Raw genomic sequence first — 16,637 nt, forward strand, 5'->3', positions numbered from 1 at the left:
TCGGTGCAAGGGTTTGAACAGGGCGAGGGAATAGCGGGTTTACAAGGCAGGGGGAACGGCGCCAGTGTCGAGTTGGCGCCGCTCCTGTCAGGCGTTACACCGCCAGCGCGCGTTCACGCAGCTCGCTGTTGAGGATGCGGTCGTTCTCGCTGTAATCGACCGGGCAGTCGATCACGTGTACGCCCGGGGTCTTGATGCAGTGCTCGAGCAGCGGCAGCAGGCCGTCGGCGCTTTCCACGCGGTGGCCGTTGGCACCATAGGCTTCGGCGTACTTGACGAAGTCCGGGTTGCCATAGTCCAGGCCGAAATCGGTGAAGCCCATGTTGGCCTGCTTCCAGCGGATCATGCCGTAGCCGTCGTCACGCAGGATCACCACGGTGATGTGCATCCCTAAGCGTACTGCAGTTTCCAGCTCCTGGCTGTTCATCATGAAGCCGCCGTCACCGCACACCGAAATCACCGGGCGGTCCGGGTGCACCAGGTGCGCCGCCATCGCTGATGGCAGGCCGGCGCCCATGGTCGCCAGGGCGTTGTCCAGCAGCACGGTATTGGGCTTGTGCGCCTTGTAGTTGCGGGCGAACCAGATCTTGTAGATTCCGTTGTCCAGGGCCACGATGCCTTCGGACGGCAGCACGCGACGGATGTCGGCCACCAGGCGCTGCGGGTAGACCGGGAAGCGGTTGTCGTCGGCGCCTTCGGCAATCTGCGCTTCGTTGGCTTCACGGATGGCCATCAGGCGGGTGAAGTCCCAGTGCGAGGTGTCGCTCAGCGCTTCGCCGATCTGCCAGACGGCGTTGGCGATGTCACCGATCACTTCCACCTGCGGGAAGTACACGGCATCCACTTCAGCGGAGCGGAAGTTGATGTGGATGACCTCGGTGCCGCCACGGACCATGAAGAATGGCGGCTTCTCGATCACGTCGTGGCCGATGTTGACGATCAGGTCGGCCGCTTCGATCGCACGGTGGACGAAGTCACCGGACGACAGCGCAGCGTTGCCGAGGAAGCGCGGGTGGCGTTCGTCGACCACACCTTTACCCATCTGGGTGGTGATGAACGGAATACCGGTCTTGTCGATCAACTGCTTGAGGACCTTGGCGGTCATCTTGCGGTTGGCGCCGGCACCGATCACCAGGATCGGGTTGCGCGCGTTCTGCAGCTTCTGCACGGCAGCCTCGATGGCCACGTGCTCGGCCAGCGGGCGGCGGTGCAGGCTTGGCGGAATCGGCAGTGCGTCGGTCTGCTCGGCGGCGATGTCTTCCGGCAGTTCCAGGTGGACTGCACCCGGCTTTTCTTCTTCAGCCAGGCGGAAGGCTTCGCGCATGCGGGCCGGGATGTTGTCGGCCGAGGCGAACTGGTGGGTGTACTTGGTGATGGGGTCCATCATGCCGCACACGTCGATGATCTGGAAACGACCCTGCTTGGACTTCTTGATCGGCTTCTGGCCGGTGATCATCATCATCGGCATGCCGCCCAGGTAGGCATAGGCGCTGGCGGTAACCAGGTTGGTGGCGCCGGGGCCGAGGGTGGACAGGCTGACGCCGGTCTTGCCGGTCAGGCGACCGTAGGTGGCAGCCATGAAACCTGCGGACTGCTCGTGACGGGTAAGTACCAGTTTGATCTTCGACTTGCGCAGGGATTCCAGCAAATCGAGGTTTTCCTCACCTGGAATGCCGAATACATACTCGACACCTTCGTTTTCCAGGCATTGCACAACGACATCGGCGGCCTTGGCCATTTAGGGTACTACCTCAAAATCTTCGTGGGATTGCAGATTTATCAAGCTGCGTGACTGAGATGTTGCAGGATGTCTCAGTGGCGCGCATCGTAGGCCCTCTGGTTAATAATAATAAATATATTGTTATGATGCCTGACATCACAGTCCGTTATGAATGCAACTCCTCTGATTGGTAGTCCCCCACAATGAATCTCAAGGCATTGCGTTGCTGCGTCGAAATCGTTCGCCAGGGCAGCTTCACCAAGGCCGCGCAGCACCTGCACATCGCCCAGCCGGCGCTGAGCATGGCCGTTACCCGCCTGGAAGAAGAATTGGGCGTGACCCTGTTCAACCGCACAACCCGCAAAGTCATTCTCACCGCCGAGGGCGAACGGTTCCTGCCACGGATTGCCTCGGCCTTGCGCGAAATGGACGTGGCCCGACAAGAACTGCGCGACATGGCCGACCTCAAACGCGGCGAAGTCCGCCTGGGTATCCCGCCAATGTTCGGCCTGCACTATGTACCCGGGTTGATGAACGCCTTCCGCCGGTTGTACCCGGGCATCGCCATGACCGTATTCGAAGGCAGCGCCGAGGACATTGGCCAGCGCCTGGAACAACGGGAAATCGACCTGGCGCTGCTGGAGTCCAGGCGCGTGCCGCCCGACAAGGAATCGATCCTGCTGGGCAGCGACGAGATGCTGGCGTGCATGCACCCTGATCACCCGTATGCCGACAAGGCCTTCCTCACCGCCGAGGATCTGCGCAATACCGATATGGTGGTGTTCGACCGCACCTTCGTGCAGCGCCACCTGCTGGACGCGTTCTTCGCTGAACACGGCATCACGTACCAGGTGGCACTGCAGAGCAACTTCGTCTCGCTGGTGGTGCAGGCCGCACTGGACAACATGGGTGTGGCCACCCTGCTGCGCTCGGTGCAGCAGCGCACGCCAGGCATCGTCGGCGTGCCGTTCCGGCCAGCGCAGCTGATGAGCTTCCGCTTGTGCTGGCGCTCGGGGGAATACCTGTCGCTGGCCAGCAAGCGCTTCATCGACTTTGCCGCGCAAACCCATTACCTCGAGCGCTGAGGCCGGCCCGGCCCTTGCGCGGCTCAAGTCAGTGGCAAGCCGCGCATTTCATCGACGTTGCCGCCCTGAATTGACTATGATCCCCGACTTGAACGTTTCAGCATGTTTCAACAAGGATTCAGATGTCAGTTCAGGAATCAGCGCCTCTCCCGCACAAAAGTACCGTCGTGAAAATGGAAGCCTCCATGGCGCTGGGCAGCTTTGCCATCGGCACCGGCGAGTTCGCCATCATGGGCCTGATGCCGGACATCGCCAGCAACCTGCAGCTGAGTGAGCCCCAGGTAGGCCACGCTATCAGCGCCTATGCATTGGGGGTAGTGGTCGGCGCCCCGACACTGGCCATTCTCGGTGCCCGGCTGCTACGCAAGCACATGTTGCTGTTATTGATGGCACTGTATGCCCTCGGCAACTTGGCGACCGCCTTCGCCCCCTCGTTCGGCGGCCTGGTCGCTTTCCGCTTCATCAGTGGCCTGCCCCATGGTGCCTATTTCGGTATCGCGGCGGTGGTTGCCTCGAGCATGGTGGCGAACAACCAACGGGCCGGGGCTGTGGCACGGGTAATGCTGGGGCTGACGTTGGCCATGCTGCTCGGCAACCCGGTCGCCACGTTACTGGGCCAGTATTTCGGCTGGCGTTCGGCATTCGTGCTGGTGGGCATTATCGCCCTGTGCACCCTGGCGCTGGTCTGGCGTTTCGTGCCCCAGCGCCACGATGAAGTGCGCAGCGACCCGCGCAAGGAACTGCAAGCCTTTACCCTGCCGCAGGTATGGATGGCGCTGGCCATCGCCGCGATCGGCTTTGCCGGTATGTTCTGCGTGTTCAGCTACCTGGCGCCGACCATGTTGCAGGTGACCCGGGTGTCGCCGCAGTGGATTCCGTTCGGCCTGGCTGCGTTCGGCGTAGGCGGCATCGTCGGCAACCTGGCTGGCGGCAAGCTGTTCGATCGCCTGCAGTTCCGCGCCGTGGGTCTGGTGCTTATGTGGTCGATGGCCGTGTTGCTGTTCTTCACCTTCGCTGCCCAGGCACTGTGGAGCCTGCTGCTCGGCATTGGCCTGGTCGGGACCATGATTGCCTTGGCAGCACCGCTGCAGATCCGCCTGATGGACATCGCTCATCAAGCGCCGAGCCTCGCGGCAGCATCGAACCATGCGGCCTTCAACCTGGCCAATGCCCTTGGGCCATGGTTGGGTGGCATGGCGATCAGCGCCGGCATGGGCTGGACCAGCACCGGCTACATCGGCGCGGCGGCCGCCTTGGTCGGCCTGCTGATCTACCTGGCGGCGCGGCGGATGAAAGGCGGGCATTAAGTTCAGCGGGCTGGTCAGCCTCGGCGAAACCATTACAATGCCAGCCCCTCCCTGAAATATGTTTTCCCCATGAAATCAATGCTTTACGCCATAACCTTACTGTTTTCCTTCAACCTTCCTGCGCTGGCCAATCCGCCAGCGACCTTCACCGAAGCCAAGGTAGTGGCCAAGCAGAAGGTCTACATGGACCAGGCCAGCAGCGCCATGGGCGAGCTGTACTGCGGCTGCAAGTGGACCTGGGTGGGCAAGTCCGGCGGGCGTATCGATACCGCCTCATGCGGCTACCAGGCACGCAAGCAGCAATATCGCGCCGAACGCACCGAGTGGGAGCACATCGTGCCCGCCTACACCTTCGGCAACCAGCGCCAATGCTGGAAGAATGGCGGCCGCGAACACTGCGTGGACGACGACCCGGTGTTTCGCGCCATGGAAGCCGACCTGTTCAACCTGTACCCGGCGGTGGGCGAGGTCAACGGTGACCGCAGCAACTTCAACTACGCCATGGTCAATGGCAATGCCGGGCAATACGGGCAGTGCAGCACCAAGGTCGATTTCGTGCAGCGTGCTGCCGAGCCACGGGACGAAGTCAAGGGGCTGGTCGCGCGCACGACGTTCTACATGTACGACCGCTACAAGCTGAACCTGTCGCGCCAGCAGCAACAGGTGCTGATGGCCTGGGACAGGCAATACCCGGTGTCGGCCTGGGAAAAAGAGCGCGATCGCCGCATTGCTGCGATCATGGGGCACAGCAACCCGTTCGTGACCGGGGAGCGCAAATGGACAGCCGACTACAAGCCGGTGGGTAGCGGCGTGGTGCAGGCGGTAACGGCCAAGCCCGCCAAGGCCGAAGCCAAGCCGAGCCTGGCCAGCGGCGGGTCGCTGGGGCCAGTGCTTGGCAACCGCAACAGCCACGTTTATCACCTGGCCAACGGCTGCCCGGGGTATGCCCAGGTTACGGCGAAGAACCAGGTCACGTTCGCTACCGAGGGTGAGGCGCAGGCGGCTGGTTATCACAAGGCGGGCAACTGCCGGTAAGCCAGCCCCCACTTCGAGCGCGCTCCACTCGAGGCCGGTGCGGTACCTGTGGGAGCCTGGCTTGCTGGCGATGGGCCGCATGGCGGCCCGTTGCGCTCAAGCCCTGCGCAGCTCATTGACCAGATTCGCTGGCCGCTCACCCGCCAGGGCGCTGAGCAGGTTGTCCACCGCGCAACGTGCCATGGCTTGGCGGGTTTCCTCGGTCGCCGAGCCAAGATGCGGGGTCGCCACCACGTTGTCGAGCTGCAGCAGTGGCGAGTCCAGCGGTAACGGCTCCTGCACGAACACATCCAGCCCGGCGCCGCGTATGCGCCGCTCGCGCAGTGCTTGAGTCAGCGCGACCTCATCCACCACCCGCCCGCGAGAAATGTTCACCAGGATGGCATCAGGCTTCATCAGCGCCAGCTCCCGTGCACCGATCAGGCCTTCGGTGGCGGCGCTCAGCGGCACGGTCAGGCATACGAAGTCTGCCTGCTGCAACAGCTCGTCCAGGCTGCATTGACGCGCAGCATAACGCGCCTCCACCTGGGGCTTGGCCCGCTGGCTGTGATACAGCACACGCATACCGAAGCCAGCCGCGGCGCGCCGGGCCAAGGCCTCGCCAATGCGGCCCATCCCGACGATGCCCAGTGTCTTGCCATGCACATCACAACCGAAATGCGCTGCGCCCAGACTCCCCTGCCAATGGCCGGCGCGAACCCAGTTCGCCAGTTCCACAACCCGCCTGGCCGTGGCGAGGATCAAGGCAAAGCCAGTGTCGGCGGTGGTCTCGGTGAGCACGTCGGGGGTGTTGGTCAGCATCACCCCACGCCGGCTCAGCTCGGCAATGTCATAGTTGTCCACACCGACCGAAACGCTGGCAACCACTTCCAGCAGTGGTGCCAGGTCGAGCAGGCCAGCGTCCAGCCGCAGGCTGGCCCCCAGCAGCCCGTGCGCCGTCGGCAAGGCATCGCGCAGGCGGGCCAGGCCGTCGGGCTGGTTGATATCCACCTGGGTCACCTCGACGCGCGCCTGCAGGCGCGCCATCAGGTCGTCGGACAGGCGTTTGTACAACACGATTCGCTTCTTCATCGCAGGTTTCCTATTGGCTCATGGCCAGACGCGAACCGCCGCGCTTGGCTCGGCCGGACGTCTGGGAAGTGTCCAGTGCGGCGGTCAGCGCCACTGCGGCAAGCAGCGCGCCACACATGAACAGGTAAGAGGCACCGGGCCCACCAGTGGCGCCATTGAGGTAGCCCACCAGCCACGAACCGCCGAACGAGCCCAGCGCCCCCATGCTGTTGATCAGCGCCATGGCGCCGCCAGCGACATTGGCCGGGAGGATTTCCGGCACGATCGCGAAGAACGGCCCATAGGGTGCGTACATGCAGGCGCCGGCCAGCACCAGCAGCGCGTACGATAGCCAGAAGTGCTGGCTACCCAAGGCGTACGAGCCATAGAAGGCCACGGCGGCGATCAGCAGCGGCGGCCAGACGAAGCGCTTGCGCTTCTGCAGGCGGTCAGAGGCCCACGACACGCCAACCATGGCCAATACCGCCGCCAGGTACGGCACTGACGCCAGCCAGCCGGCCTGTACGATATCGACCTTGGCCGCCTGCTTGAGGATCGACGGCAGCCACAGCACGAAGCCGTATACGCCGATGCTCCAGCAGAAATACTGCAGCGCGAGGATGATCACTTGCGGCGAACGGAACGCCTCGCGGTAGTTCTTCACCGGCCTGATGCCTTGCTGCTCGGCGGCCAGCGCCTGCTGCAGGGCGGTCTTTTCCTGCTCGCTCAGCCAGTCCACCTGGGCCGGGCGGTCGTCGACCAGGCGCCACCAGCAGAACGCCCAGACCACCGCAGGCAGGCCTTCGATGATGAACATCCAGCGCCAGTCGTAATGCTTGATCAGATAGCCCGACACCACCGACATCCACAGGATGGTCACCGGGTTGCCAAGCATCAGGAAGGTATTGGCACGCGAACGCTCGGCACGGGTGAACCAGTGGCACAGGTACACCAGCATCGCCGGCATCACTGCCGCCTCCACTACCCCGAGCAGGAAACGGATGCCGACCAGCATGTATACGTTGCTGACCATACCGGTGAGCGTGGCCAGGCCGCCCCAGAGGATCAGGCAGACGAAGATCAGCTTCTTCACACTGCGCTTCTCGGCATAGATAGCGCCGGGTACCTGGAAGAAGAAGTAGCCGAGGAAGAACAGCGCCCCCAGCAGCGACGACAGTACGGGCGTGATGTGCAGGTCTTCGGCCATCCCGGAAGCGGCGGCGAAGCCGTAATTGGCGCGGTCCAGGTACGCCAGGCTATAGGTGACGAAGACGATCGGGATGATGTACCACCAGCGGCGCGAGGCCAGGTTGTGCTTTTGCATGGGTGTTTCTCCTGAGCTTGTTGTTTTTGTTGCAACAGGTGATTCGAGGTATGAGCTGTTCAGGCACTTCTGCGCAGGTCGTGGGCCTCCAGTTCATGGCGCAGCGGCAGCCCTTCCATGTCGCCCCGCGACTGCACGGCGCGGCTGCCGCACCAGTTGCCACGCGCCACCGCCTCGGCCATGGGCAGGCCTTCCAGAAGCGCGCTGAGCACGCCGACAGCGAAGGCATCGCCGGCTCCGACGGTGTCCACTACGCGGCTGACCGGCACCGGCGCGACCAGGCCTTCGCCTTCGGCACCGCGGAAGTAGGCACCCGCCTCGCCCAGCTTGATCACCACCCGGTTCACCCCCAGGTCGAGGTAGAACGCCGCGATGTCTGCCGGAGTCTGCTGGCCGGTCAGCAGCCGGCCCTCCTCCAGGCCTGGCAACACCCAGTCAGCCTTGGCCGCCAGGGCATTGATTTCGCGCACCATGCTGCCCTGGTCAGGCCACAGCGAGGGACGCAGGTTGGGATCGAAGGAAATGCTGCGCCCGGCGGCGCGCATGCCATCCACCAGGGCATGGGACAGCGCCCGAGAACCTTCCGACAGAGCCAGCGGGATCCCGGTGGCGTGCAGGTGGCGAGCCTGCAGCCAGCCCGGGCGAATCATTGCCGGCGACAGTCGGCTGGCCGCCGAGCCACGACGGAAGTACTCCACTGCCGGATCACTGCCATCGTCGCAGCGGGCCTTGAGCTGGAAGCCGGTGGGATAGCTGGCATCGACTTCCACGCCCGAACAATCCAGGCCTTCGCGGCGCAGGCTGTCGAGCACGAAACGGCCCAGCGAATCGTCACCCACCCGGCTCAGCCAGCGGACCTTGAAGCCAAGCCGCGCCAGGCCGATGGCCACGTTGCTGTCAGCACCGGCGATGCGTTTGCCGAACTGGTCGACGCTGGCCAGGTCACCGGTCTGCTCGGCGACGAACATGGCCATGGTCTCACCGAAACACAGCACGTCATGTTCATGCATGGCTCGGCTCCTCGTGCGCTGTTGCACGCCGCCCCAGCGCCGACAAGTTGCGCACGTGGGTGCGGGTCAGCACCAGCAGATCATCGCCGGCCAAGGGATATTCGACAGCGCGCACCACACCGGGGACGAACTCGGCCAGCAGCGCAACCCATTCCTGCAGGTCCGCGGCCTGGGGTGGTACGGCAACCAGGCGGCCATCGGCCAGGCGCTGCACGGCTTTGCAATGCACGTAACGCACCCAGCGGCCGAGCAGGCGTGCGGCCTGCCGGGCAGGCTCGCCCTGCCACTGCCAGTTACCAATGTCGAACGTCATGCCCAGGCTCAGCCCATGGTCTTCCGCACGCTGGAAAAACTGCTGCAGCGGCTGGATTCTGCCACCCTGCACGGTCTGGTCGTTCTCCACCAGCAACACCGGCCCGGGCCCTGGCAACAGCCGTGCCAGGGCCGCGATATCGCAACCTTCCCGGTAGTGCCCCAGGGAAACCTTGAGTGCCACCGCGCCAAGGGCGTGTGCGGTTGCCAGCTTGTGCACCAGTTGTGGGTCAGGCAGGCCTCGCGCCGTCCACAGTTCAAGTGGTGTGGAATACACGCAGTCCAGGCGCAGCGTGGCAATGGCCGCAGCCAGCGCTGCAGTATCCGGTGCACAGGTAAACAGTTCCTCGCGCAATTCCACCCGGCTAACGCCAGCGGCAGCCAGCAGGTCAAGGAACTGCTCCTGGCCACGCTGCCTGACAAAATCGGCACCGTAACTGGAGAGGCTGATGGAAACAGGGTTCGCGTACATTGTTGTTGTCCTTGTGAAACCGGTTTCATTTTTTGACGGCACCAGCAGGCAGTCACCTGCCGTTGGTTACTGTCGGGGAGTTGAACCGCGGATGATCAGGTTGGCCTTGAAGTCGATGCGCCTGGCCGCACCGTTACCGCCGCGCAGACGAGCCAGCAGGCTGTCGAATGCTGCCACGCCGATACGCTCGGTGGGCTGGGCCAGTGCGGTGATGCCGCTGCCGACCAAGGGGTACCAGTCGAGGTCGTCCAGGGCAATCAGCCCGACGTCCGCGAACAGATTGCAGCCGGCGTCGTGCAGGGCCCGGGTCACGGCCAGGGTGGCGATGCCGTTGAAAGTGAAGATGGCCTGCGGGCCATGGCCATTACCGGCGAGAAACGAAGCCAGCTGGCCATTCAAGGCAGGGGTGCTCTCCAGCACCTGCTGGCGCATGCCAGGGCGACGGCCGATCGACGCGGCAAACGCCTGAACCCGCTCCAGGCGTGAGCTGGTGCCATCCAGCGGCTCGGTGACCGCAAGGATATCGCGGTAGCCTTGGGCTTGCAGGTGGTCCAGGGCCTGCTCGACCGCGTCGGCATTGTCCAGCCCCACCAGGTCGACATTCAGCTCGGGCAGTTGGCGGTCGACCAGCACCATGGGGATGTCGCGCTGCAGATTGAGCAGTTCACCGGGGTGATGGCCGAGGGTGTTCACGATCAGCCCTTCGACGTTGTACGACTGCAATGCCACCAAGTGGTGACGTTCCTGCTCGTCGTCGCGGTTGGTGTTGCATACCACCAGGCTGTAGCCGTGCTGGCGGCAGGCGGTTTCCACGCCGTGCATAACGGCCACCGAATAGGGATTGAGGATATCGGCTACCAGCATGCCGACCAGCCGCGTCTGACCGCGCTTCAAGCCACGAGCCATCTGGTTGGGGCGGTAACCGAGGCGCTCGATGACCTGCTCCAGGCGCTTGGCAGTGGCTTCGGCCAGCAACTGCCGATCGCCACCGATATAACGCGAGACGGTGGCCTTGGAAACGCCCGCGACACGTGCGACTTCGCTGATGGTGACTCGTTCACGGGCATGGGCAGGCGCGTCGGTCATGGGCTGTTCCTTATGATTGTTGTGGTAGCGATGAAACCGGTTTCAATACAGCAAAACTGTGCGCGTTCGTCAACCTGCCGTTGGTCGACAGGCCGTGCAGATAATGATCTTCAACATTAAGAGAATCTAATAAGAGATTGATAATAATGAATAAATGGCAAACTATCGATAATGTATCGTTTGCAGCGGGGTGGGCATGAATAGGCCAGCCCCATCAAGCGCAGTACAATGGCTGCTACCCGGCCCGATACTTCAGCCAATGATCCAGTCCGACCTCGACCTGTTCGGCACCCAGGCGCAACGCCTGGCCAGCCACACCGTGCTGCTGCCCGGCTTCGCCCTGGCTGAAGTCGAGCCTGTGCTCGACGCCCTGCGCCCGGTATTGCGTGCCGCGCCGTTCCGGCACATGTACACCCCGGGTGGCCTGCGCATGGCCGTAGCGCTCAGCAACTGCGGCACGCTGGGTTGGGTCAGCGATGAACAGGGCTACCGTTACAGCCACTGCGACCCGCTCAGCGGCCAACCCTGGCCCGCCCTGCCCGCGGTACTGCTTGCCTTGGCCAACCGCGCGGCGGCCCTGGCCGGCTTCGACGGTTTCGTGCCGGATGCCTGCCTGGTCAATCATTACCTCCCCGGTACCCGCCTCAGCCTGCACCAGGACCGCGATGAGCAGGACTTCGGCCAGCCGATCGTGTCACTGTCGCTGGGTTTGCCGGCGGTGTTCCTGTTCGGTGGCTTGCAGCGCGCCGACAAGACCCGGCGCATCGCCCTGAGCCATGGCGATGTACTGGTTTGGGGTGGCGCAGACCGCTTGCGCTTCCATGGCGTGCTGCCGATCAAGCCTGGCGTGCATCCGCGCCTGGGTGAACGGCGCATCAACCTGACCCTGCGCAAGGCCGGGCGCTGAACCGGGCCTGGGCTGCAGCATCGGCGCAAACTGGATGAACGCGCATGAAACAGGTTGAACATCTTGGCCTGGCAAGCTTCAAAAGATAGGCCATGCCATTTTCAGCCGGGAGCCCGCCATGCCCTACCTGTACTCTGCCAGCCGCCTTTGCACCGGAGCAGCGCGACCATGAAAATGCCCTGCCGCGCGCCCAATGCCTCCCTGCAGCTCGATTACGTGCGCGACACCCTGTTCGGCCCGGTCGCGCAGAGCATGGAATGCCAGTGCCAGATTGCCGCCCTCAACCTGCAAGGTCGCCCAGGCCTGCGCCTGCACATCTGCCCGCCCTTGCCCGACAAGGTGGAGCGCGCCCACAGCGTGGCGTTTGTCTGGGATGGGCGTAGCTACCACGGCGTGGTCCGCGACCAGGGCAAGTGCGGGGATGGCGGGCTGAACCTGCTGCTGGAACTGCAGTGAAGCCGATCAACGGTGGCCAACCCGGCTGAACCTGCCGGGCACGGCGCGTCTCCATACAAAAGAGCCCACGCCTGCCGGAGAATGTCATGAACAGCCCGTTGCTCAAGCTCTTCACCCACCCCGCCGACGCCTGGCTGGACATCCGCCGGGCCGAAGAAGACCGCCCGCAGCAATACCTGCCACGTCTGCTGGCCCTGGCGTTGATCCCTGCCGTCTGCCTGTTCGTCGGCACCACCACGTTCGGCTGGAGCCTGGCGGCCGAGGAGCGGGTGCGCCTGAGCCTGGCCAGTGCCGCGCAGCTGGCCGCCTTGCTCTACGCCACCACGGTGGTCGGGGTCATGCTGATGGGAGTGATGATTCGCTGGATGTCGCGAGGTTTCGATGCCCAGCCCAGCCTCAACCAGTGCATCGGCTTTGCCGCCTACTGCGCAACGCCATGGTTCTTTGCCGGGGTGGTCGGCCTGCTGCCGATCCGCTGGCTGGCAGTGGTCGCGCTTTTGGCAGCGTCGGCGTATGCCAGTGTGTTGCTGTATGGCGGGTTGCAGACCTTCCTGCGACTGAAGAAAGAACAGGCCCTGCTGTTCGCGACCTGTGTGTGGGGGCTAGGTCTGTTGCTGCTGGTGACCATCCTGGTGGCGATGATCCTGTTCTGGTTCAACGGCCTGATGCCGGAATATGTGCGTCCGGCCAGCCTGGGCTGACCGGAGCGCAAATGCCCCCTCAGGCAATCGCCTTGAGGGGTGTGGGTTGACTGTCACGCAGCGCGTGCAGTTGCCCAACCAGGTTGACCAGGTCGCGGCAACTGTTAAGGCTTTGCAGCGGAACTCCGCTCAGGGTCACGCCCTCATCGAGACTCTGGCCCTGACCCAGGCGGATGATCAGGTTGGCGCCGTCCGGGCAGCTGACTTCACAGCGGTCGGGCAGGCAGGCCTGCTCGATCATCTGCCGCATCTCCAGCATCGAAACTCCTATCAACGACATGGTATGACCCTCTCTGTGGATGGCCTGTTGTGTGTGAGTACGCTTTTGTCAGGCAGGGTGCCAATTGATATTGCGCATGCTGGGGTAAACATCCATAGCGCCCAGGCAATGATCATGCGGGAATCCTTTAGCACCTTAGTGGAAGATTGTCGGGGCGCGCCGAGTGTTCAGTTGTAATGGCAGACTTAACGACGAGCGGTCTCGTCAGTCCCCAACGATGCCCACAGGTGCTGCGCTGCATAGGCCCGCCATGGCCGCCAGGCCAGAGCCCGTTCGGCGAGCTGCGCTTGATCGCCTTCCAGCCTGCGCAACGCCTTGACCAAGGCCACGTCACCCAACGGCAAGGCATCGACCGCGCCGACCTGGCGCAGCGCCAGATAGTGCGCACTCCAAGGGCCGATACCCTTGAGCCGGTACAGGCTGCCCAGCAGCACATCGAGCGGCTGCCCGCGCCGCAGCAGTCCGGGCTCGGCGAGCAAGGCGTTGGCCAGCGTGGCCAGGGTCGCTGCGCGTGCACGCGGCATGCCCATGTCTTCGAACTGTGCAGCGGCCAATACCGGCAGCGCCGGGAAAACGTGACTCAAACCCGGCACGGCCAGGCGCAGGGCTTCACCGTAGCGTTGCACCAGGCGGCCGGCCAGGGTCATGGCCCCGGCCACGCTGACCTGCTGGCCGAGCACCGTGCGCATGGCTTGCTCACAAGCGTCCCAGCCTTGTGGCACGCGCAGGCCCGGACGCTTGTGCAGCAAGCGGGCCATCAGCGGATCGCGGGCAAGCCCGGCGTTGATCTGCGCGGGGTCGGCATCCAGGTCGAAGACCCGTCTCAACCTGGCGATCAGACCTGGCAGCGCCCGGGCCGGAACGCCTTCAACACGGATGCGCAGGCACTGCCTAGCCGAAGGCGTAGCGTGCACAACCGCATGCCGACCGGCAGCCACCAAGGTTCGGCTGTAAGTGCCGTCCAGACAGGTCTCGACACCGGCGATACAGCGGGCGGCAAGGAACGCCAGGGTCGACGGCCAATGGTAAGGGGCACGGTAGCGAAGCCACAGGGTGTGGTGGCTGGCGCCGGGCAGCGATCGGTGCACCCTGTGCAGGCAAGTGAGCTTGGGCATGGCCGCATCATGCCAGCAAATGCGTTGCCTGTACCGGCCTTGTCAACGGTACCGGTCCATCCATCAAGGTTTTGCCGGGCCCCGCGCCTCGTGCATCTGCCCGAACCGCCCGGCATGGAAATCATCGAACGACTCGGCAATCTCCGCCTGACTGTTCATCACGAACGGACCATAGCCCACGATCGGCTCATCGATCGGCTCACCGCTGAGCAGCAGCACGCTGGCGCCATCCAGTGCCTCGACGACAACATCCTCACCCGACCGACCAAGCAACACCAGGCTGGCCGGGCCAGCTTCACGCTCATGGTTGATTCGCACAGTGCCGCGCAACACCACCAGCGCCGCGTTGCGCCCGGCGGCCACCGGCAGGCGTAGATTGGCACCGGCATTCAGGCGCAAGTCCCAGACATCCATGGCCGTAAAGGTTCGCGCCGGCCCCGAGTGCCCAACATAGTCACCGGCGATCACCCGCAGGCTACCGCCCTCGCCGTCCAGCGTCACCACCGGGATGTCCTTGGCCAGCAGCGTCTGGTAACCGGCGGCTGCACGCTTGTCACGCGCCGGCAGGTTGACCCACAGCTGAACCATTTCCAGCATACCGCCGCTACGGGCGAAACCTGCGGAATGGAACTCCTCATGGAGGATACCGTTGGCAGCGGTCATCCATTGCACGTCACCGGGGCCGATCAAGCCACCAGCGCCAGTGGAGTCACGGTGTTCCAGCTCGCCCTGGTAGACAATGGTCACGGTCTCGAAGCCACGGTGAGGATGCTGACCGACGCCGCGCCGCGCGCTGGTCGGGGTGAACGAATGAGGGCCGGCATAATCCAGCAACAGGAACGGGCTGATCTGGCTGGCCAGGTTGTCGTAGGTGAACAGGCTACGCACCGGGAAGCCATCACCCACCCAATGGGCGTGGGGGCTGCGGTGGATACCCAGTATACGTTTCATGAGAAGGCTCCTCTCTTGGCTGGAATCACCTTACCAACGACGCCAATCAAGCAGTAGCCGACAGAAATGACATGCAGCGTTCTACCCAAAGGACAATCAGAAGGACACGGCATGCGCTATCGGATGCTCCGGGTACCGCGATATCAATCACTGTAGCGGGGTCTGACGAGTCATGTTCGTCGGCTCGGGCAACCCAAGGTTGCGCACGCGGTCCTGCCCAGTGCTGTCTGGGAACACTATCCCGACCGCTGCTACAGCAGGAAGGCCCGCACGGCATCGGCACAAGCCTCGGGATATTCCTGCATGAAGCAGTGTCCACCAGCAACCTGCTTGCCGCTCACCTGAGGATTGAGCGCGGTCAGGCGCTTGACCGAATGTGGCACGAAGGGATAGGTGTGCTCGCCATACAAGACCTGCGTGGGTGTGCGGATCGCCGCCAGGCTGGCCCAAAGGCGACGCGGGAATGAGCTGAATATTTCCACTTCGCGGCTGGGCCGGCACTTGAGTACCACCGCTTCACCGCAATCACCGATGGCATGCTCGACATAGGCTTGCAACGCTGCATCGGTCCACCCCTTGAAAATACCGCGGCCGTGCAGCGAAGCCAGCGCCGTCTCTCGATCAGGCCAGTGGCTGCGGCGGCTGGCGGCCTTGCGTGCGAGCGCGTGGCGCCGGTGCAGGCCAAGCAATGCGGCCGCGCCCATTACTCCGAGCATGCGCTGGCTGAACAACACCGGATCAAGCAGCACGGCACGGCTGAACAGTTGCGGCTCACTGGCCAGGATCAAGCCCGTGAGCACGCCCCCGAAGCTGTGCCCCACGGCAAATCGCGGTACGTCACCATACTCGCCCCGCCCGGCTGCGAAAGCCTCCACCGCCATCTCAGCGGTACGGTTCCAGCCACGAAACGTTCCACCATGGTCGCTGTCGCCATGGCCCTGGACATCGCTGAGCCACAGGTCGAAATGCTCGCCCAGCCGCAGCAGCAACGGCTGATAAGCCAGGCAGCAAAAGCCGTTGCCATGCAAGAAATGCAGCAACGGCCGGCCACTGGCCGGGGTGCGCCAGCCACGCAGGGTGAAGCCTTCGGTGCATTCATGGGACCAGGGGATCAACTGCATCGGCTTACTGTACTCGCGGGGTCAGGAAAATGCCGATTCTACAAACAGCAGCGGGTACAGTGAAATCACCAGCAGCAAGGCCATCAGGACATTGAACAGCATCAGCCAGCGCGGGTTCTGCAACAGCTTGCGCAGGGCGCTGCCGAACATCACCCACACCCCTACGCTGGGCAGGTTGACCAGGGCGAACAAGGCGGCAATGACAATCACGTTGGCCACATAGCCCTGTGCCGGCGTGTAGGTGGTAATGGCCCCCACCGCCATCACCCAGGCCTTGGGGTTGACCCATTGAAATGCCGCAGCCCCCCAGAACCCCAGCGGTTTACCGGCGCTGGTCGAGGCCGTGCCGACCGGCCCGGAGGTGGCGATCTTCCACGCCAGGTACAGCAGGTAGGCAGCGCCGCTGTAGCGCAATACCGTGTACAGCATCGGCCAGGCCTTGAACACCTCACCCAGGCCCAGGCCGACGGCCAACACCATGAGCATGAACCCGACACTGATGCCCATGGCGTGCGGAATCGAGCGGCGCACGCCAAAATTCACCCCCGACGCCAGCAGCATGGTGTTGTTGGGCCCTGGCGTGATCGAGGATACGAAGGCGAACAGCACAAAGGCGGTCAGCAGGTCGGCAGAGGCAAGCATGGCGGGCATTCCATTTTCTTCATCGGTGCTGCCACACTAGCGGAGTTGTGTTCTTCGCAACTG

Annotated in this window: 17 protein-coding genes; 6 read left to right on the plus strand and 11 right to left on the minus strand. The window is 63.8% G+C overall.

Annotation, left to right across the window (positions count from 1 at the left end):
* Positions 1 to 94 precede the first annotated feature (94 nt).
* Complete coding sequence (locus HU763_RS12710; RefSeq protein ID WP_217884007.1) at positions 95 to 1,738, minus strand: acetolactate synthase large subunit; 1,644 nt, start codon at positions 1,736 to 1,738, stop codon at positions 95 to 97.
* A gap of 185 nt (positions 1,739 to 1,923) precedes the next feature.
* Here HU763_RS12710 and HU763_RS12715 point away from each other — a divergent pair, with 185 nt between their 5' ends.
* From HU763_RS12715 to HU763_RS12725, 3 genes are all read left to right on the plus strand, one after another.
* Positions 1,924 to 2,805 carry a LysR family transcriptional regulator gene (locus HU763_RS12715; protein WP_186685860.1) on the plus strand — a complete coding sequence of 294 codons (882 nt, stop codon included), beginning with the start codon at positions 1,924 to 1,926 and terminating at the stop codon, positions 2,803 to 2,805.
* Between the two features lie 122 nt (positions 2,806 to 2,927).
* On the plus strand, positions 2,928 to 4,112 hold the full coding sequence (locus HU763_RS12720; RefSeq protein WP_186685858.1) for an MFS transporter: 1,185 nt from the start codon (positions 2,928 to 2,930) through the stop codon (positions 4,110 to 4,112).
* 69 nt (positions 4,113 to 4,181) lie between these two features.
* Positions 4,182 to 5,147: an endonuclease gene (locus tag HU763_RS12725; RefSeq protein WP_186685856.1), complete on the plus strand. Its 966-nt coding sequence runs from the start codon at positions 4,182 to 4,184 to the stop codon at positions 5,145 to 5,147.
* A gap of 96 nt (positions 5,148 to 5,243) precedes the next feature.
* Here the strand turns inward: HU763_RS12725 and HU763_RS12730 are convergent, their stop codons facing one another.
* The 5 genes from HU763_RS12730 to HU763_RS12750 all read right to left on the minus strand — a co-directional run bounded on the left by HU763_RS12730 (position 5,244) and on the right by HU763_RS12750 (position 10,401).
* Positions 5,244 to 6,218 carry a 2-hydroxyacid dehydrogenase gene (locus HU763_RS12730; protein ID WP_186685855.1) on the minus strand — a complete coding sequence of 325 codons (975 nt, stop codon included), beginning with the start codon at positions 6,216 to 6,218 and terminating at the stop codon, positions 5,244 to 5,246.
* 10 nt (positions 6,219 to 6,228) lie between these two features.
* Complete coding sequence (locus HU763_RS12735) at positions 6,229 to 7,521, minus strand: MFS transporter (RefSeq protein WP_186685853.1); 1,293 nt, start codon at positions 7,519 to 7,521, stop codon at positions 6,229 to 6,231.
* 59 nt (positions 7,522 to 7,580) lie between these two features.
* Entirely contained in the window at positions 7,581 to 8,531 is a 951-nt protein-coding gene (locus HU763_RS12740) for a sugar kinase (RefSeq protein ID WP_186685851.1), read from the minus strand.
* A complete protein-coding gene (locus tag HU763_RS12745) occupies positions 8,524 to 9,315 on the minus strand; it encodes an AP endonuclease (protein WP_186676882.1) in 792 nt (263 codons plus the stop codon). Before HU763_RS12745 ends, HU763_RS12740 begins: the two co-directional genes overlap by 8 nt.
* 66 nt (positions 9,316 to 9,381) lie before the next feature.
* Positions 9,382 to 10,401, minus strand: coding sequence for a LacI family DNA-binding transcriptional regulator (locus HU763_RS12750; protein WP_186685849.1), 1,020 nt, complete (start codon positions 10,399 to 10,401; stop codon positions 9,382 to 9,384).
* 259 nt (positions 10,402 to 10,660) lie between these two features.
* On the opposite strand from HU763_RS12750, the gene alkB reads away from it, so the two are divergent.
* The 3 genes from alkB to HU763_RS12765 all read left to right on the plus strand — a co-directional run bounded on the left by alkB (position 10,661) and on the right by HU763_RS12765 (position 12,465).
* Positions 10,661 to 11,308 (plus strand): DNA oxidative demethylase AlkB, encoded by a 648-nt coding sequence (gene alkB / locus HU763_RS12755; protein ID WP_186685847.1) that lies wholly within the window; start codon positions 10,661 to 10,663, stop codon positions 11,306 to 11,308.
* A 168-nt stretch (positions 11,309 to 11,476) separates the two neighbouring features.
* Entirely contained in the window at positions 11,477 to 11,764 is a 288-nt protein-coding gene (locus HU763_RS12760) for a hypothetical protein (protein WP_170030093.1), read from the plus strand.
* A gap of 86 nt (positions 11,765 to 11,850) precedes the next feature.
* Complete coding sequence (locus HU763_RS12765; protein ID WP_186685844.1) at positions 11,851 to 12,465, plus strand: Yip1 family protein; 615 nt, start codon at positions 11,851 to 11,853, stop codon at positions 12,463 to 12,465.
* A gap of 19 nt (positions 12,466 to 12,484) precedes the next feature.
* Here HU763_RS12765 and HU763_RS12770 read toward each other — a convergent pair whose 3' ends face one another.
* The 5 genes from HU763_RS12770 to HU763_RS12790 form a co-directional block, all read right to left on the minus strand.
* A complete protein-coding gene (locus tag HU763_RS12770; protein WP_186685841.1) occupies positions 12,485 to 12,745 on the minus strand; it encodes a DUF1652 domain-containing protein in 261 nt (86 codons plus the stop codon).
* A gap of 185 nt (positions 12,746 to 12,930) precedes the next feature.
* Positions 12,931 to 13,860, minus strand: coding sequence for a DNA-3-methyladenine glycosylase family protein (locus tag HU763_RS12775; RefSeq protein ID WP_186685839.1), 930 nt, complete (start codon positions 13,858 to 13,860; stop codon positions 12,931 to 12,933).
* Positions 13,861 to 13,923: 63 nt separating this feature from the next.
* Positions 13,924 to 14,811, minus strand: a complete 888-nt coding sequence (locus tag HU763_RS12780) for a pirin family protein (RefSeq protein WP_186685837.1) — start codon at positions 14,809 to 14,811, stop codon at positions 13,924 to 13,926.
* A gap of 251 nt (positions 14,812 to 15,062) precedes the next feature.
* On the minus strand, positions 15,063 to 15,932 hold the full coding sequence (locus tag HU763_RS12785) for an alpha/beta fold hydrolase (protein WP_186685835.1): 870 nt from the start codon (positions 15,930 to 15,932) through the stop codon (positions 15,063 to 15,065).
* 21 nt (positions 15,933 to 15,953) lie between these two features.
* Positions 15,954 to 16,583, minus strand: coding sequence for a LysE family translocator (locus HU763_RS12790; protein ID WP_186685833.1), 630 nt, complete (start codon positions 16,581 to 16,583; stop codon positions 15,954 to 15,956).
* Positions 16,584 to 16,637: the final 54 nt, after the last annotated feature.

It is taken from the genome of Pseudomonas anuradhapurensis (assembly GCF_014269225.2).
In the GTDB taxonomy this organism is placed as follows: Bacteria; Pseudomonadota; Gammaproteobacteria; order Pseudomonadales; family Pseudomonadaceae; genus Aquipseudomonas; species Aquipseudomonas anuradhapurensis.

Bases quoted from the DNA above. Each gene is read 5' to 3' on its own strand.
- HU763_RS12710 (WP_217884007.1), bottom strand. From the start codon at position 1,738: ATGGCCAAGGCCGCCGATGTCGTTGTGCAATGCCTGGAAAACGAAGGT.
- HU763_RS12715 (WP_186685860.1), top strand. From the start codon at position 1,924: ATGAATCTCAAGGCATTGCGTTGCTGCGTCGAAATCGTTCGCCAGGGC.
- HU763_RS12720 (WP_186685858.1), top strand. From the start codon at position 2,928: ATGTCAGTTCAGGAATCAGCGCCTCTCCCGCACAAAAGTACCGTCGTG.
- HU763_RS12725 (WP_186685856.1), top strand. From the start codon at position 4,182: ATGAAATCAATGCTTTACGCCATAACCTTACTGTTTTCCTTCAACCTT.
- HU763_RS12730 (WP_186685855.1), bottom strand. From the start codon at position 6,218: ATGAAGAAGCGAATCGTGTTGTACAAACGCCTGTCCGACGACCTGATG.
- HU763_RS12735 (WP_186685853.1), bottom strand. From the start codon at position 7,521: ATGCAAAAGCACAACCTGGCCTCGCGCCGCTGGTGGTACATCATCCCG.
- HU763_RS12740 (WP_186685851.1), bottom strand. From the start codon at position 8,531: ATGCATGAACATGACGTGCTGTGTTTCGGTGAGACCATGGCCATGTTC.
- HU763_RS12745 (WP_186676882.1), bottom strand. From the start codon at position 9,315: ATGTACGCGAACCCTGTTTCCATCAGCCTCTCCAGTTACGGTGCCGAT.
- HU763_RS12750 (WP_186685849.1), bottom strand. From the start codon at position 10,401: ATGACCGACGCGCCTGCCCATGCCCGTGAACGAGTCACCATCAGCGAA.
- alkB (WP_186685847.1), top strand. From the start codon at position 10,661: ATGATCCAGTCCGACCTCGACCTGTTCGGCACCCAGGCGCAACGCCTG.
- HU763_RS12760 (WP_170030093.1), top strand. From the start codon at position 11,477: ATGAAAATGCCCTGCCGCGCGCCCAATGCCTCCCTGCAGCTCGATTAC.
- HU763_RS12765 (WP_186685844.1), top strand. From the start codon at position 11,851: ATGAACAGCCCGTTGCTCAAGCTCTTCACCCACCCCGCCGACGCCTGG.
- HU763_RS12770 (WP_186685841.1), bottom strand. From the start codon at position 12,745: ATGTCGTTGATAGGAGTTTCGATGCTGGAGATGCGGCAGATGATCGAG.
- HU763_RS12775 (WP_186685839.1), bottom strand. From the start codon at position 13,860: ATGCCCAAGCTCACTTGCCTGCACAGGGTGCACCGATCGCTGCCCGGC.
- HU763_RS12780 (WP_186685837.1), bottom strand. From the start codon at position 14,811: ATGAAACGTATACTGGGTATCCACCGCAGCCCCCACGCCCATTGGGTG.
- HU763_RS12785 (WP_186685835.1), bottom strand. From the start codon at position 15,932: ATGCAGTTGATCCCCTGGTCCCATGAATGCACCGAAGGCTTCACCCTG.
- HU763_RS12790 (WP_186685833.1), bottom strand. From the start codon at position 16,583: ATGCCCGCCATGCTTGCCTCTGCCGACCTGCTGACCGCCTTTGTGCTG.